At 33.3% G+C, this 15704-nt stretch carries 14 protein-coding genes; 6 read left to right on the top strand and 8 right to left on the bottom strand.

What is annotated here, in order from left to right:
- Positions 1 to 33 precede the first annotated feature (33 nt).
- The gene (locus FGF67_RS11505) at positions 34 to 672 is read right to left on the bottom strand and encodes an MOSC domain-containing protein (RefSeq protein WP_139697895.1); all 639 of its coding nucleotides are present in this window, start codon (positions 670 to 672) and stop codon (positions 34 to 36) included.
- Between the two features lie 267 nt (positions 673 to 939).
- On the opposite strand from FGF67_RS11505, the gene FGF67_RS11500 reads away from it, so the two are divergent.
- The 4 genes from FGF67_RS11500 (at position 940) to FGF67_RS11485 (ending at position 4500) form a co-directional block, all read left to right on the top strand.
- On the top strand, positions 940 to 1668 hold the full coding sequence (locus FGF67_RS11500) for an energy transducer TonB (protein ID WP_139697893.1): 729 nt from the start codon (positions 940 to 942) through the stop codon (positions 1666 to 1668).
- 313 nt (positions 1669 to 1981) lie between these two features.
- Positions 1982 to 3319: a 2TM domain-containing protein gene (locus FGF67_RS11495; RefSeq protein ID WP_139697891.1), complete on the top strand. Its 1338-nt coding sequence runs from the start codon at positions 1982 to 1984 to the stop codon at positions 3317 to 3319.
- Positions 3320 to 3327: 8 nt separating this feature from the next.
- On the top strand, positions 3328 to 3663 hold the full coding sequence (locus FGF67_RS11490) for a 2TM domain-containing protein (RefSeq protein ID WP_139697889.1): 336 nt from the start codon (positions 3328 to 3330) through the stop codon (positions 3661 to 3663).
- Positions 3664 to 3744: 81 nt separating this feature from the next.
- Positions 3745 to 4500, top strand: a complete 756-nt coding sequence (locus tag FGF67_RS11485) for a LytR/AlgR family response regulator transcription factor (RefSeq protein ID WP_139697887.1) — start codon at positions 3745 to 3747, stop codon at positions 4498 to 4500.
- Between the two features lie 78 nt (positions 4501 to 4578).
- Here the strand turns inward: FGF67_RS11485 and FGF67_RS11480 are convergent, their stop codons facing one another.
- The 4 genes from FGF67_RS11480 to FGF67_RS11465 form a co-directional block, all read right to left on the bottom strand.
- A complete protein-coding gene (locus tag FGF67_RS11480) occupies positions 4579 to 5748 on the bottom strand; it encodes an acyloxyacyl hydrolase (RefSeq protein WP_158293217.1) in 1170 nt (389 codons plus the stop codon).
- A gap of 40 nt (positions 5749 to 5788) precedes the next feature.
- Positions 5789 to 6781: a UDP-3-O-(3-hydroxymyristoyl)glucosamine N-acyltransferase gene (gene lpxD / locus FGF67_RS11475; protein ID WP_139697883.1), complete on the bottom strand. Its 993-nt coding sequence runs from the start codon at positions 6779 to 6781 to the stop codon at positions 5789 to 5791.
- 60 nt (positions 6782 to 6841) lie between these two features.
- Positions 6842 to 8014 (bottom strand): LETM1-related biofilm-associated protein, encoded by a 1173-nt coding sequence (locus FGF67_RS11470; RefSeq protein ID WP_139697881.1) that lies wholly within the window; start codon positions 8012 to 8014, stop codon positions 6842 to 6844.
- Positions 8015 to 8208: 194 nt separating this feature from the next.
- Positions 8209 to 8832: a YceI family protein gene (locus FGF67_RS11465; protein ID WP_139697879.1), complete on the bottom strand. Its 624-nt coding sequence runs from the start codon at positions 8830 to 8832 to the stop codon at positions 8209 to 8211.
- Between the two features lie 123 nt (positions 8833 to 8955).
- Here FGF67_RS11465 and hemN point away from each other — a divergent pair, with 123 nt between their 5' ends.
- Together hemN and FGF67_RS11455 are read left to right on the top strand one after the other, a co-directional pair.
- Positions 8956 to 10320, top strand: coding sequence for an oxygen-independent coproporphyrinogen III oxidase (hemN, locus tag FGF67_RS11460; RefSeq protein WP_139697877.1), 1365 nt, complete (start codon positions 8956 to 8958; stop codon positions 10318 to 10320).
- 64 nt (positions 10321 to 10384) lie between these two features.
- Positions 10385 to 11218, top strand: coding sequence for a universal stress protein (locus FGF67_RS11455; RefSeq protein ID WP_139697875.1), 834 nt, complete (start codon positions 10385 to 10387; stop codon positions 11216 to 11218).
- A gap of 71 nt (positions 11219 to 11289) precedes the next feature.
- Here FGF67_RS11455 and FGF67_RS11450 read toward each other — a convergent pair whose 3' ends face one another.
- The 3 genes from FGF67_RS11450 to FGF67_RS11440 are packed head-to-tail and all read right to left on the bottom strand — an operon-like array spanning position 11290 to position 15704.
- A complete protein-coding gene (locus FGF67_RS11450; protein WP_139697872.1) occupies positions 11290 to 12681 on the bottom strand; it encodes a TolC family protein in 1392 nt (463 codons plus the stop codon).
- Positions 12681 to 14039 (bottom strand): HlyD family secretion protein, encoded by a 1359-nt coding sequence (locus FGF67_RS11445; protein ID WP_139697870.1) that lies wholly within the window; start codon positions 14037 to 14039, stop codon positions 12681 to 12683. Before FGF67_RS11445 ends, FGF67_RS11450 begins: the two co-directional genes overlap by 1 nt.
- A gap of 3 nt (positions 14040 to 14042) precedes the next feature.
- Complete coding sequence (locus FGF67_RS11440; protein WP_139697868.1) at positions 14043 to 15704, bottom strand: peptidase domain-containing ABC transporter; 1662 nt, start codon at positions 15702 to 15704, stop codon at positions 14043 to 14045.

The raw sequence follows: 15704 nt of genomic DNA, 5'->3' as shown, positions 1-15704 counted from the left end.
GAATTTGATGCAAAGATATAACAAAGCATGGCATCAAGGGGTTATAAATGTTTTCAATTTATGTCGTTTTTTTAAAGGAAGCGCTTCGTTATCAATCACTTTTTGTAATAGTTCCTGATTTTTGTTTTTGGCGAAAATAAGTTCAAAAAGGTCTTTAGTTGAAATACTGTTTTTTGCTTTTTTTACTAATTTTAGAGTATCACCTACTTTAACAAGCCCTTCTTCCAAGATGCGTACATAGGTTCCTGAATAGCCATAATGAATGAATTGTTCTATAATCTCAATAGTCCCAAATTTGTAGGCCAATTTAAAGCAAGGCTCTCTAGGCTGGGTAATCTCCACTATGGCTTGCCCTAATTTATAAATATCACCAACGTGAATTTTGGACTCATCAAGGTTAGAAATAGTTAAATTTTCACCAAACATGCCATAATCCCATTCTAAATCTGGATACTGTTTTTCCCAATATGTATAGTGCAATTCAGAAAATAAATAACAAGCTTTAAACGTACCGCCATGTACTTTTTTATCAGATACTTCGTCACTTAAAACGCCTTCTTTACCAAGTAGAATAGGCTTTAAGCTTGGTTTTTTATATATTCCTGTAGTAACTTCTTGGCCTTGCCATACTATAGATGTGGGGTTAGCGAGATTGGTTGATATTACTTTCATATGTTTATTTAAATGTTAAAAAAGTTCCGTCGGTATTATTTCTATTTCTTCATGTGATTTCATTCAAAAGTAAACATTTTTACATGTAATTTCAGTAGAAAGATAAAAGGAACCATAATAGCTGTTTACAACTAAAAAATTATTGAATTGTTAAAATATTTAGCATTTATAGAAATATGACAAAAATCATAGCGTATAAAATGAGAATTTGATAAATTTAATATATGGATTAAAAGAAAAGAGTTTATCAATTTAAAGCATATTATCATGAAAGCTAAAAAAAACCCAGAGATGGAAATTGGGAGAAATAGCAGCTTGTATTTTGCTATAGGATTAAACTTGATGCTATTATTATCTTGGCAGTTAATAGAATATAAAACATATGATAAGGAAGATGTTGAAATTGAAGTTCTAAGCATGAATAAAGAACATGAAGAGGAAATTCCTATTGTAAATGTCAATACGCCGCCGCCGCCACCACCACCTCCCGCAGTTGTGTCAGAGACTATGAAAATAGTTGATGATTCAAAAGAAATTGAAGAAACTGTAATTGAAAGTACAGAAATTACTCAAGAAACGGCTATTGCCGATCCCGTTGAAGTGAGTGATGTAGTTGTTGAAGAAGTTGAAGAAGAGGTTCAAGTAGCCTTTGCTGTTATAGAAGATGTACCTGTTTTTCCTGGCTGCGAAGGTTTATCAAAGCAAAAGACGAAAGCATGTTTTCAAGAAAAAATGCAGGCTCATGTTAAGAATCATTTTACCTATCCGCAAGAAGCACTTGATTTAGGTATTCAAGGCCGAGTTTCTGTGATTTTTGTGATTGGCTCAAACGGATATATTACAGGTATAAAATCTAGGGGACCAGATAAGATTCTAGAAAAAGAAGCAGAACGCATCATTAGTAAACTACCTCAAATGCAACCAGGTAAACAAAGAGGTAAACCCGTAAAAGTTGCTTATGCAATTCCTATCTTCTTTAAGTTTCAAGAAGGATAACGATATTTTTTGAATTAGTCAGATTTAAAATCAGTTAGACAGTCTAAAATTTTTTTTAGGCTGTCTTTTTGTTTTTATAATTTTAAAGTAACAATTCATCTGATAAAATGAACAATTGGGTAAAACGATTTTTATCATATCATTTAGTTATGTCATATTTGCTACATAATTAACACCATACAAAACAAGGAACAAACAAAATAGGCTGTTGCGTTTTTTTGCAAAATTTAATGGTAGAATTTAGTAAGGTGAAAAGAGAAGAAATATAGCTTGGTGTAGTTTAAAAAGATATTAAATTTAAGAAATAAGAAGTGTGAGAAAATCAGTTAGAAATATAATAGTTGCATTTGCCATTGGTGTGGTGGTGTTCATTATTGGAAGTTTCCTTTCAAATGGTTTTCAGTATAAGAGTAGTAAAAGCTTTTTTATCGCGTTTGCTTTTTATCAATTGTATTCTTTTGTATTAGGATACACCAACATGTTTTTCTTTGATTATCTAGAACAACGTCAATGGAAAAAAGGAGATACTACAAAGCGGGTACTTATTGGTGTGGTTGGATGTGTGGTTTTAACCTTAATTGGTCTATTTTTATTAAGAGCTGCAACTGCGGTATTGTATGTTGGTATTTCTTTTGAAGAGTTTCTTGCCCAAGATGAATTAGGTGATTACCAATTTGGATTATGGATTACATTGGCTATGGTAACAGTTTTTCACAGTATTTATTTTTACAACCGGTATCAACAAAACAGAATAAAAGAGCAAAAAGTTATTGCTGGTACTGCAAGTGCAAAATTTGATGCCTTAAAAAATCAACTAGATCCTCATTTTTTATTTAACAGCTTAAATGTGTTAACAAGCCTAATTGAAGAAAACCCTGAAAATGCACAAAAATTTACAACGGGTTTATCCAAAGTATACCGTTATGTGCTAGAGCAAAAAAATAAAGAACTAGTAACCGTTGATGAAGAGTTACAATTTGCCAAAACCTATATGTCTTTATTAAAAATGCGTTTTGAAGATAGCATAGTTTTTACAATGCCTGAGCAGGCGTCAAACCCTGATAGTAAAGTGGTGCCTTTATCTTTACAGCTGTTACTTGAAAATGCCGTAAAACATAATATGGTTACCGCTAGCAAGCCTCTCCATATAAACATATATGAAGACGAAGGTAGTTTGGTAGTTCAAAATAACCTTCAGCCAAAACAAATAGTCAAAAAAAGTAGCGGAGTAGGTTTGAGTAATATCAAACAACGCTACGATTTATTAACAAATAAGCAAGTAAGTATAGATAAAGATAGTAATCATTTTGCTGTGTCTATACCAATGCTTACCAAACAAATATCAGTTATGAGATCAAAATCACAACCCCAAATAGATGATAGTTATTTAAGAGCCAGAAAACATGTTGAGGAGCTAAAAGCTTTTTATTGCAGTATAGCATCTTATATAATAGTTATTCCATTTTTAATCTTTATCAATTACAAAACCTACTGGGGATTTAAGTGGTTTTGGTTTCCAATGTTTGGTTGGGGAATCGGTATAGTCATTCATGCTTTTCGCGTTTTTGTGAATGATGGTGCCTTTGGAAGAAGCTGGGAAAAACGTAAGATTGAACAGTATATGAATGAAGAAATGAAAAATGAAAACTAGAGGTGAAAATGGAAAATCAAGAGATACAACAACACCGTGAAAATTACAAAAAAGAAGAAGCCTATTTGAGAGCTGAAAAGCGCTTAAAAGAAGAAAAAGGTTTTTATTGGCATGCCTTCTGGTATGTTGTAGTAAATGTTTTTTTAATCGTTATGATTGGAGTGAATACCAATAATTTCTGGAATTTTGGTACCTTTTCAACTCCCATATTTTGGGGAATTGGACTAGTCTTTCATGCATTATGTGTTTTCGGAAAAAATCTGTTTTTCAGTAATTCTTGGGAAGAACGGAAATTGAGAGAGTATATGGAAAAAGAAAAGCATCAACGTGGGAAGTATAATTAATTATGAAAGCTGACACGTATCAAGAACAAGAATATATGAAGGAAGATAAGCAGGAAACATCAACTTGATAATAAAGTAGTTATGAAAGTTATAATTATTGAAGATGAAAAACCATCAGCACGACGTTTGCAACGTATACTAAATACATTGGGTGTGAAAGTAGAAGTTATGTTACATTCCGTTGAAGAGTCCATTGATTGGTTTCAAAATAATGTGCATCCAGATTTGATTTTTTTGGATATTCAATTAAGTGATGGTTTATCCTTTGAAATTTTTGAGAACCATAAAATTAAATCGGCTATAATATTTACAACGGCCTATGATGAATATGCTCTTCAGGCGTTTAAACTTAATAGTATTGATTATTTATTAAAGCCCATTGATGAAGCGGAGCTTGTAAAGGCTGTTGAAAAATACAAAGAACGGATGCCACAAAAACAAGTGGTAACTTTAGATTTTAGTGATATAAAACAATTGCTTGTAAACCCAATAGATAGAGAATACAAAAAACGTTTTTCAGTAAAAGTTGGTCACCATTTAAAATTAATCAATATTGATGATATTGAATGCATTTACAGTGAAAATAAGGGAACATACGTTTATACCGTAGATCATAGAAACTATTTACTTGATGTCACATTAGAACAATTAGAAGGAGAGTTAGAACCTCAAATGTTTTTTAGAATTAATAGAAAGTTTTTTGTTAACGTAAATGCTATTAATGATATGGTGAGTTATACCAATTCCCGACTTCAAATAAAATTGAAACACTACAAAGACCAAGAGCTTATTGTTGCCAGAGAACGTGTAAAAGATTTTAAAACTTGGCTTGAGTAAGGAAATAAAAAACTCATATTTTAATTCATTTGAGTTTTTATTTCCCTACTTATAAAACTGAAGTTTTATTTAAGGGGTTTACCACTTAAACGGTTTTATACCAACTCCAAATTCAATCCAATCGGCCGCGGCTCCAGCACTTGTTTTTAAACCAAATTGGGCATAAAAGCTTTTGCTTATTTCATATTGTAAAGCAGGTCTTAGAAAGAAATTACCTTTACCTCTGTCATCTGTAAGGTAATGCCCAACATTTAAGCGAATATCAAATCGTTGAAACATAAAATCATATCCATAATGAAAGGCTAGTAAAAACCGATCAGAAGTTTCTGGGTATTTTTCCGATAAGGAATTATCAAAAAAGAAATCTAACCCCGCAGAAATACCATGCATTCTATTAAAATATCTTCTGTAATCAATGGTTCCGGAGAAAGTACCAAATTGTCTATTGGTCCCTTTGTCTGCCTCATTTTGAACCACACCTAATGCCGCATATACATCTACAGAATTATTGAAGTCGTTTTTTCTGGTTTTTGGGCGTTCAGGTCTCATAAATCTGGAAGACACAACATTGGTAGTATAAGGATCTCTATCAAGTCTTTTTTGGTTTGTATTAAAGTTGTATCGCATACCTCCGTTAAAACCAAACATGTTTAATCCAAAATTAGGGGTGAATGTTCTACCATTACTAAAATGTTTAAAATCAACGCCGTAAATAAGATCTATTTCGCGGTTAAGCTTATAGGCTCCTACAAAATCTACACTAAAATAAACAGCCATTTTTGCACCTATAGCATCATTAAAAGGGTTGGTTTCAGGGTTGTATGGCTCGAGGTTATATGTTAGACCAAATGCCGGACTTAGTTCTAAAACATTTCGTCTATAAGGCTTGCTTAAAAAGAAGTTTATAAAACCAAATAAAGCATGAGGATTACCAAAAACTTCGGGGTCGCCAATGTTGGCCGTATAAAAGCCTATACCATATGCAGCATATCCTGTATCTAAAGACCAGTCGTCTTCTTTGTTCGGGACCCAAGAAAATTTTAAGTTCACACCACCATACCCATATTGTAATTTTTCAGAAAGTGATTCACCTGTATAAATATGGGCTCCTGAATGACCTGTCACAGTTAAGGTCTTAAAGGTGCCTTTTTTAGTGTCATTTTGCGAATACATGTAATTTTTAAAACTAAAGATTAATATAGTAATCCATAGAATAGTTTTAATTGTGCGGGTAATGTTCTTTTTCATATTATTTTGCATTTATAAAAAAAGAGTGTTGTTTTTTATATTATTTTTTTGCTAGTCGTTTTATTATGGCCCATTGTTTTAGTGTTTCTCTGGCTTCTTGCGCAGGAAATCCTAATACGGTTTGTCCAGATTTCACATCACTAATAACACCTGATTTTCCTCCAACCGTGGCGCCTGAATGTATGGTTACGTGATCTTTAACAGATGAAGCACCACCAATAATAACCCCATCTCCAAGCGTGACAGAACCAGATATTCCCGAATGTCCAGCGATGATGCATGAACGCCCCAAAATACTATTGTGACCAATTTGAACTAAATTATCAATTTTTGTCCCATCTCCAATTAGAGTAGAACTAAACTTTGCTCTGTCAATACAAGTATTTGCGCCTATTTCTACATGGTGACCTATAATTACGTTTCCTATTTGAGGAATTTTGACTAACCCACGTCCGTCATCACTTGGTCTGTAACCAAACCCATCAGCACCAATACTAACATTGGTATGGAAAATACAATGATTACCAATAACACAACGTTCTCTAATAACAGTGCCTGACCAAATTATAGAGTTAGTACCAATAGTACTTTCATCAAAAATAGAAACGTTTGGATATAGAATGGTATTATCACCAATAACAACGTCTTTTCCAATATAGCAATGGGGGCCAATTTTACAATTGCTGCCAATAGTGGCTGATGTATGAACTACTGCCGAGGGATGAATATCAAAATCTAAAATAGGCGGCTCTGGGTTGAAAAGTTCTAAAATACGTGCCATGGCTAAATCGGCATTTGGTACTTTTATGAAAGCTTTATTGTTGCCTGGTTCAATAGTAATAGATGCATTAACTATAGCAGCACATGCCTCAGAGTCTGCCCAGTACTTTTCGTATTTGGCGCTTCCAATAAATGTTATATGATGGTTTTTAGCTTTTTGTAGTTCTTCGGGGCCTTCAATTTTTTGTGAGGTTGAGCCAACCAATATTCCGTTTAAAACAGCGTTAATTTCCTCAATGGTATATGATATCATGCTGGTATTTCATTTGTAGACTGTGTAAAACTAAATGAAAAAAACTAAATAGTACAGTTTTTAATCATTAATCCGGTTTTCATCAAAAGCAGACGGTAAAAGTTTCGGGATAAACTTAACTACCAAAGGTAATAACAAGGCGCCACCAGGTAATAAAAAAATGGCTAAACTAGGAATAGATTTAAAAATATCTAAGAGTTGCTCTTGTACCTTTTTTTGTTCTTCTTTTGTTAAATCTCTTATCGTAGACTGTGATATAAGAACCATAAGCTCTTTACTGTCTTTTATTTCCTGATATAAGCGTTTGCTGTTTCTAGTAATAAGTTTATGAACCATTTTACTAGAATTATTATAAAAACTTTGAACAATATTTTTTGAACTTAACAGGGGTATCTTTTCTTTATTGCTAGAATAAAATTTATTAACAGATCTGATAGATTGATTTATTCTTGAAAGTTCTAGTTGTAAATCTGCCCCTAATTTTTCTAAAAATTGTTGTTCTTTAAGGTCAATCATTTGGTCGCTCCAAGTAGCCATGCAAGCCAAATCTAAAAGATAAAACTTTTCCTGTTCGTTTTTTACATGCTTAACGGCTTTTTCATACGAAATGGTTTTTGCATCTCGGTATCTTAAAGACGATTCAAAAAGTTTAATTAAGCTTTCATCATATTGGTTTTTTAATTCTTTTGAATTTAAAACATCAAGTGTAATAGCAACAATAGAAGCTTCTAGATGTTTTAAATAGTCAAGTTTAATAGTTTTCGATTTTAAAAACACGTTAAAAGCTAAAACATCAACATAGAGCAACGCATTAATAACAAAATAATTAAAATTTTTGGTTAGTATATTATCGTCAATTTGAATACGTTTGTGAATAATTTTTTCAAGTTGTTCGCTTGATTTTTTGTCGCCTAATAACTCTTCAAAAAAGGAGGTCTTAATATCATCAATAGTTGTATAAAAATTAATAATGCTTTCAACAAAGGGAATGTCTGTTTTTGTATTTGTATAGCTGTAAAATAAAGCCAGTAAGAAATTAACTTTACACAGTTCTTCCTCAGTTAAATCTCGTTTTGGAAAAACTTGAGCAACGACATCTAAATTGGTTCCATAGATAAAACCACTGTGCCTAAGTTCATCATAAAATTGCTCCTGACTAAAACTTAAAAACAAATTGTTTTTAGTAATTTCATTGAGCACTTTTTTTATCCAACCAGCCGATGAAGGGTTCATGATAACAGTTATAATGATGTTGTAAAAATAGTATTTTCAGAAAAATAAAGCCCAACTCTTACTCTATGAAATTGTGTTTTTAAAGTAAAAGCTGTTTATATATACCATTAAGGTGGGCTGAAAATACATTCTTAGCCCACCTTAATCTTGCAGAAAAGCCTATTTATAATATGCTATCTGGACATGTTATGGTTTTAATTTTTACGTAAAAAGGTGTTTACCTCAATGGCAACGTCTTCCCAGGTTTTACTAATACCGTCTTCACCTTTGTGTAGATCAAAACATACTTTATTCAATGAAGCTAGTGCTCTTAAAGCATCCCAGTCTTTTAAGTTCATGGTGCCTGTTAGGCTAACTCTTCTTTCATCGGTGATAGAAACATTTAAAGGCAAATCATGGGTAACCCCGTTCATAGTTAATGAGGCTACAGCCGTATTTCCTTCATATTTTATAATGCCTGTTATTAAATCGGTATTAAGCATAGCTCCAAAAAAGAACTCTTTTATTTTGGCATCTCTCCCTTCATCTTTCGTAAAGAGGCTGCTAACTGGAATTGAAAAACTTAAGTTATTTAAGGCCTCTTCTACAGATGCTCCTTCTTTGTTGTCAAATTTTAAAACGGTAAACTCTCCACCAACTCCTTTTTTATCTGTTGTTTTATAAGCGGTCCATGTTACTGAAGTGGCTTCTGGTTTAACTACAAATTTTTCAGCAGTTATAGTGGTTTCCTCGGCTTCTTTTTTAACTTCTTTTTTATCATTCTTACAAGACGTTAAACCGATAGCTATAGCAATAAAAAGGATACTTAAATTTTTCATTTTTCTTGTTTTTTTGAATATTCGAAATTAAGTCATTCATAACGTAAAAGCAAATATCTCCCATGACTTATATCATATTTTAAAGTACTTTTATGTCATATTTTTGAAGTAGAATGGTTAGGTATGTTAAATTCATTAGTCAATAAATATAATATTGCAGGTCCTCGTTATACAAGTTACCCAACGGTGCCATACTGGGATAATGCTACATTTTCATTAGAACAATGGAAATTATCGTTAAAGCAATCATTTATAGAAAGTAATTCAAAGGAAGGGATAAGCCTTTATATTCATTTACCATTTTGTGAAAGTTTGTGCACCTTTTGTGGCTGTAATAAGCGCATTACAAAACAACATAGCGTAGAATCTCCCTATATTGAGGCGGTACTAAAAGAATGGCAACTATATTTAGAGCTGTTTGACGAAAAGCCCATTATAAAAGAATTGCATTTGGGTGGAGGTACCCCTACTTTTTTTAGTCCAGACCATTTAAAGCAATTAATAGAGGGTATTTTAAAAGATGCTATAAAAGCAGAAGACCACGAGTTTAGTTTTGAAGGACACCCTAATAATACAACTCGAGAGCATTTACAAGCGTTATATGATGTAGGATTTAGACGTGTAAGTTACGGCGTTCAAGATTATAATGAAACGGTGCAAAAAGCGATTCACAGAATTCAGCCTTTTGAAAATGTAAAAAAGGCAACAGCATTGGCAAGAGTCATAGGTTATACCTCTGTAGGACATGATATTATTTTCGGGTTGCCTTTTCAAACCTTAGAGCATGTTAAGGAAACGATTATGAAAACAAAAGCCCTCTTGCCTGATAGACTGGCATTTTATAGCTACGCTCATGTTCCATGGATAAAAGGGAATGGACAACGTGGCTTCAAAGAGTCAGATTTGCCGTCGGCCGACTTAAAGCGTAGTCAATATGAATTAGGCAAGCAGTTGTTAGCCGAAGTAGGATATGAGGAAATAGGTATGGATCATTTTGCTTTAACCTCTGATTCTCTTTATGAATCGATGAAAACAAGAAGGTTGCATCGTAATTTTATGGGGTATACTGCTTCAAAAACACAAGCCATGATTGGTTTAGGAGTGTCATCAATAAGTGATAGCTGGTATGGGTTTGCGCAAAATGTAAAATCAATCGAGGCGTATTATGATCATCTTAAAGAGAATACCATACCTGTTTATAGAGGTCATATTTTGAATGATGAAGATTTGATTATACGACGACATATTCTCAATTTGATGTGTCAGTTTGAAACATCATGGCACTCTGATGAAGGGTATTTTAATGAATTGCCAGATGCTTTAATTCGCTTAAAGGAAATGGAAAATGACGGATTGTTAACAATTGATGAGCAATCTGTAAAGGTGACATTAAAAGGACAACCATTTGTTAGAAACATTTGTATGGCTTTTGATGTGTTATTGCAACGAAATAAACCAGATACGCAGTTGTTTTCAATGACGGTGTAGCAGTTATGTGATTGTATTGATATTTGTATAACATCCCGAGATATTGGGATTAAAACCAAGACTCATGAAACGAATTATTGTTCCTATTGATTTTTCTAAACACTCAGAATACGCTTTAGAAACTGCAGCCAAGTTGGCCAAAAAATACAATGCGGAGCTTTTAGCTTTACATATGCTCGAAATGTCTGATATTATGCTTTCTGCATCTGATGGACTTCAAAACCAAAAAGCCGTTTTTTTCATTCAATTGGCAGAGAAAAAATTTGAAGAATTTTTAAACAAAGATTATTTACAAGATGTCAAGGTAGTACCTATAATTAAACATTTTAAGGTGTTTAGTGAAGTGAATGATGTCGCTTTAAAAAATGATGCCGATTTGATTGTAATGGGATCACATGGCGCAAGCGGATTTAAAGAATTTTTTATAGGATCGAATACAGAACGTGTTGTAAGAAGTGCAGATATACCTGTTTTGGTGGTTAAGAATAATTTGATGAATGTAGATTTTGGAGTGGTTGTACTGGCAAGTGATTTTTCGGAGAAAAATATACCATCTTATTTGAAGGCGGTTAAATTGTTTGAAAAAATGAACTCGAAAGTATATATGGTGTATGTTAATTTGCCTAATGATAGATTTAAAAGTACCGTTGAGATAGAAAATCAAGTTGTAAAGTTTTTTACAAAAGCGGAAGGTCATTTAGGTAAAATGAAAGATGTGCATTACGTGTCAGATTATACTGTTGAGGATGGCGTTCTAAACTGCGCTAATAAAATTGGTGCAGATTTGATAGCCATGCCTACACATGGAAAAAAGGGATTAGCGCACTTTTTTGAAGGAAGTGTAGGAGAGGATGTGGCTAACCACTCAACATTACCTGTTATCACATTCAAAATATAACATAGCTCATTGTAGTTATAAGTAGTGACTAACTCAAATGAAAAGGAGATACTTTTAGATGTCTCCTTTTCTTATAATGTAGATGCAGCCAGAATATTGAACAAATTGGCTTTTGTAATAAAATATTCATTTTCTAATGAAATGGCTTTAAGTTTTGCATCGATGAGTTTTGATTCGCGAGAATTAACTAAAAAAAGTGAACTTTCGCCAACAAAGAACTTACGCTCTTCTGCATTTAGCATATTCTTGTAATCTTCAACAATATCAAAGGTGTAATTGGTTTGAATTTCAAATGATTTTAATTCTTGATTAATGGCTTCAATTTTATTTTTTAAAGCCACACGGGTTGATTGAATTTCAAACTGGGTGTCTTGTATTTTTAATTTAGCCAGTTTTAAGTCTCCTCGTTCTTTTCTCAAGAAAAGTGGAAAACTAATGTTTACACCACTTTTGTATGCTGCGGTGTTAAACGAACTGGCAATGTCTGGTGTTTCTGATAAAAAATTGTACTGCAAATCTATTTGAGGCAATAAATTGTTTGCTTTTAAGCGTTTGTCAATGGTTAAACTTTGAAACTTAAAATCTAAGGACTGAAGCTTTGGGTGCTCGTCTAAAATAAGACTTTCAACATCAAGTGCTGAGGTATTTAATGTGTTGTCAATAATAGCAACAGTATTCACATCCGGAATAATGCCTTCTTTTATTTCTATGGGTGTATTGTCATTTAACCACAGATAGTTGGATAATTCTAAAGACGACTTAATGAATTTAATACGTGCTTTTTCAAGGCTTAATTTTCGGTTGTTTAATGCTATTCTTGCCTCTAAAGTGTCAATGGCTGGTTTGTCCCCTACTTCATAACCTTTCTTTATACCATCAAATCTCAATTGTGCATTTTTTAAAAAGTCATTATAAACTTGTTTTTCGTTGTAGGTTTTAAGCCAATTGAAATAGGTTTTAGTAGCCTCATATAAAATGTTATTAACCAGTAGTTTTTGATCTGCCTTTGCCTGTTTTACAAAAAGTTTTCCTTGTCTTAGCATAGCCATACGTTGGTTGGTGAGCAAACCTTTTGCTACAGAGACAGAAACACCAACACTATACAAACCGTCAATAGGAACATTTGATTCTGGATTTAAATAAGCACCTGTATTTTCTTCAAAATTACCTTTCAATTCAACACCAAACCAAGTGGGGATTTTAAATGCGGCATTTAGTTTGTCATAATATTCGGTGTTTTTGAATTTTTTTCTATCATAATCTACTTCTAATTTGGGATCAAAAGCACCACGTGATTTCAATAATTTGGCTTCACTTTCACTAATAACCAAATGAGCCTGTTTTACAATGGGATGAAAGGATTTAACATACCCTAAGTACTCTGATAAGGTGATTACAGATGTACTATCCTGTGCGGTACATATGGAAGTAAAGAACACGAATAAGAGGATTATTGTTCTCATTATTTATTTTTTTTAGTGACTTTATCAAGGGTTCCTTCTGGTTTGTAATAGTTGGGAGGAAAACTATTAATTTGTCTCCATAATTCAAACCAAATAGGGACATCTTCTAGCAGTGCTATGGTTCTTGCTCCAGATCCCACACCTATGGCCTTGGGCCACTCATGATCCTGTTCATCAGGAGCCAGAAGTACTCTATAGTTACCATCTTCATTTGTGAAATTTTGAATAGCCACCACCTTGGCTCCATACGTGCCGTAAGAAACATTAGGCCAACCACTGAAAACAATAGCGGGCCAACCATCAAACTGTACTCTTACTTTTTCGCCTTTGTGTAAAAGCGGTAGGTCAATAGGTCTTACATAGGTTTCAACGGCGAGTTCATAATTTGCTGGCATAATGCTAACCAGTTCTTCTCCTTCTTTAAAGGTAACACCAATACCATCGGTGACGGTTTTATTGATAAACCCGTCTTGCGGTGCTGTTACAAAAAGGAGGCTATTGCGCTTTTTATAATTAGAGTAGGTGTTTTCTAATTTGGTAACCTGAGCTTTAGCATCAAAACCTCCAGATTGGGCCGTATACATATCGCTTTGGGCCTTTGAAATTTTATCACTATATGTAGCTTTTACTCTTGATAATTCAATTTTAGCGTTAATAACGTCATTTTTACTTGCTACATATTTGTTTTCTTGAGAAATGAGTTTTGCTTGCGTTTCCTGAAGTTTTAGCCTTTTTTCTTCAACATCTTTAAGGGCTTTTAAGCCTTCATTTTGCAGCGTTTCTATGCGGTCATACTGACGTTGCGCAATGGTTAAGTTGGTTTTAGCAGCTTCTAAATCTATACTATCACTTTTTACTTTTAAATGAGCCTGAAGCAACTTATTTTCCGTTTGTTGTAACTTAAGTTTTTGTTCATTTTGTAGAGCGATAATTTGTCGCTTTAACGCTTCAACTTTACCACCATAAGCTGTAACTGATGATGCTTTTGCTTGAATTTGTTCATTGGTTCGTTCAACTAGTTTGTCATCAAAGTATTCGCTTTTAATTTCTGAAATTCTTAAAATGGTATCTCCTTTTTTTACAGAGTCCCCTTCCATAACATACCACTCTTCAATTCTACCAGGAATTTGAGACATGATGTGTTGAGGTCTTTGATTTGGTTTTAAGGTAGTTACCATACCCGACCCTGTAATGTTTTGTGTCCAAGGGAGAAAAAGAACAATGACTAAAATAACAGCCGCTGTTAACAGAAACTTGTTAATATACTTATAGTAAGTTTTGTCTATAACGTTTTTGCCAGACTTAAATTTTGATAAGTCAATGGTTTTATTCAACTGGTTATGAGAAATGTTTAGCATGACTTAATCGTTTTTTATTCTACCTTTTTCTAGGGTTATTATTTCAGAACACTCATTACTCCAAGCACTGCTACTAGCTACAACCACCAAAGCCCACGGGCGATCTTTATGAGTTAAGTATCTAACAATAGATACGGTTTCAGCTTTGTTAAATCGATCTAGGGGATCTTCAAGAATTAAAACCTTTGGCTTCTTTAAAATGGCTCTTGCCAATACAAGTTTCTTTGAAAGTGTGTATGACATGCGTTTTCCATCTGGATAAAGTATGGTGTCTAGTCCTTCAGGTTGCTCTTTTATAAACGATTTCAGTCCAACCAGATCTATTACCTCAAAAATGTCGTCATCGGTTATTAATGGATTGCCAAAAGTTAAATTGTCTTTAATAGAACCTTCAAAAGGAGTTTCATCAGATAAAGACAAGCCAAGTTGCGATCTATAGAAGTTTAAATGTAAACTACTTATAGACATGTCGTTTATGTATACATTACCAGATGTAGCCTCAATAACGCCAGAAATTAATCGGAGCAACGTTGATTTTCCAGCACCACTTTCACCTTTTACTAGAATTCTGCTATTAGGATTAATTTTAAGTGAAATGTCTTTCAATATATGCTTATCACGATTTGAAACTTCGTAAGAAGCATGATCTAATTCAATATGAATGCCTTTTGAAAATTGTGGTCTGCTACCTGTTTGACTCTCTAAATCTTTGTCAACTATTTCACCTATTTTTTCTAAAGATGTTAAGGTGTCATAGAAAGATTCTAAACCTAAAATAAGCTTTTCAACAGAGGCGATAACGAGAAGAATAATAATCTCGGCAGCCACGAACTGCCCAATATTCATTTCCTGATTTAAAACTAAAGCACCTCCAATTAATAATAAGCTTGCTGTTACAATAACCTTAAAGCTAATCATTTGTATAAACTGAAGCATTAATATTTTAAAATGGTTTTCTCTTGCTATAAGGTAATTATATACTAAGTCATCATTTTTTGAGATTCCCAAGTTTGTGCTTCCTGATAGTTTAAAACTGATTACCGTTCTGGCAATTTCTTGAATCCAGTGTGCTACTTTATATTTGTTTTTTGATTCTTTTAAGCTAGTTTCTAGTCCTTTACGTGCTGTGAATTTAAATACTACAAAAATGAGCATAAGAAGCAGTAAGCCAAAAACGATAAAGAATGGATGGTAAAAGGATAGTAGAATAAGCGCAAAAACAATTTGAAGAATAGCGGTAGGCACATCAATTAATATTTTTGATAAACTTTTTTGAATGGTTAAAGTATCAAAAAAACGATTGGCAAGTTCAGGCGGATAATAATCGCGTAGCTTAGCCATTTTAATCTTTGGGAATCGGTAACTCAATTCAAACGATGATCTTGTAAATATACGCTGTTGAATGGTTTCAATAATGCGTAATTGCATGAGTTGTAACGCACCCGAAAAGGCTACTCCTATGGTAACTAATACAACTAAAACCACCCAAGACGTAGATACTTGAGCCCCCTGAATTAAATTAATAATGGCTTGTATTCCTAGAGGTAATGACAGGGATATTACGCCTGAAAATATGGCATAATAAAAAATTTGCAATATGTCTTTTTTTTCTAATTGCAGTAGGCCAAGTAAACGACGCCAAGGCGTCATAATAGGTTTCGCCAT

The organism is Allotamlana fucoidanivorans, from assembly GCF_006265225.1.
GTDB classification, from domain to species: domain Bacteria; phylum Bacteroidota; class Bacteroidia; order Flavobacteriales; family Flavobacteriaceae; genus Allotamlana; species Allotamlana fucoidanivorans.
This window is presented reverse-complemented; position numbering and strand designations above follow the sequence as displayed.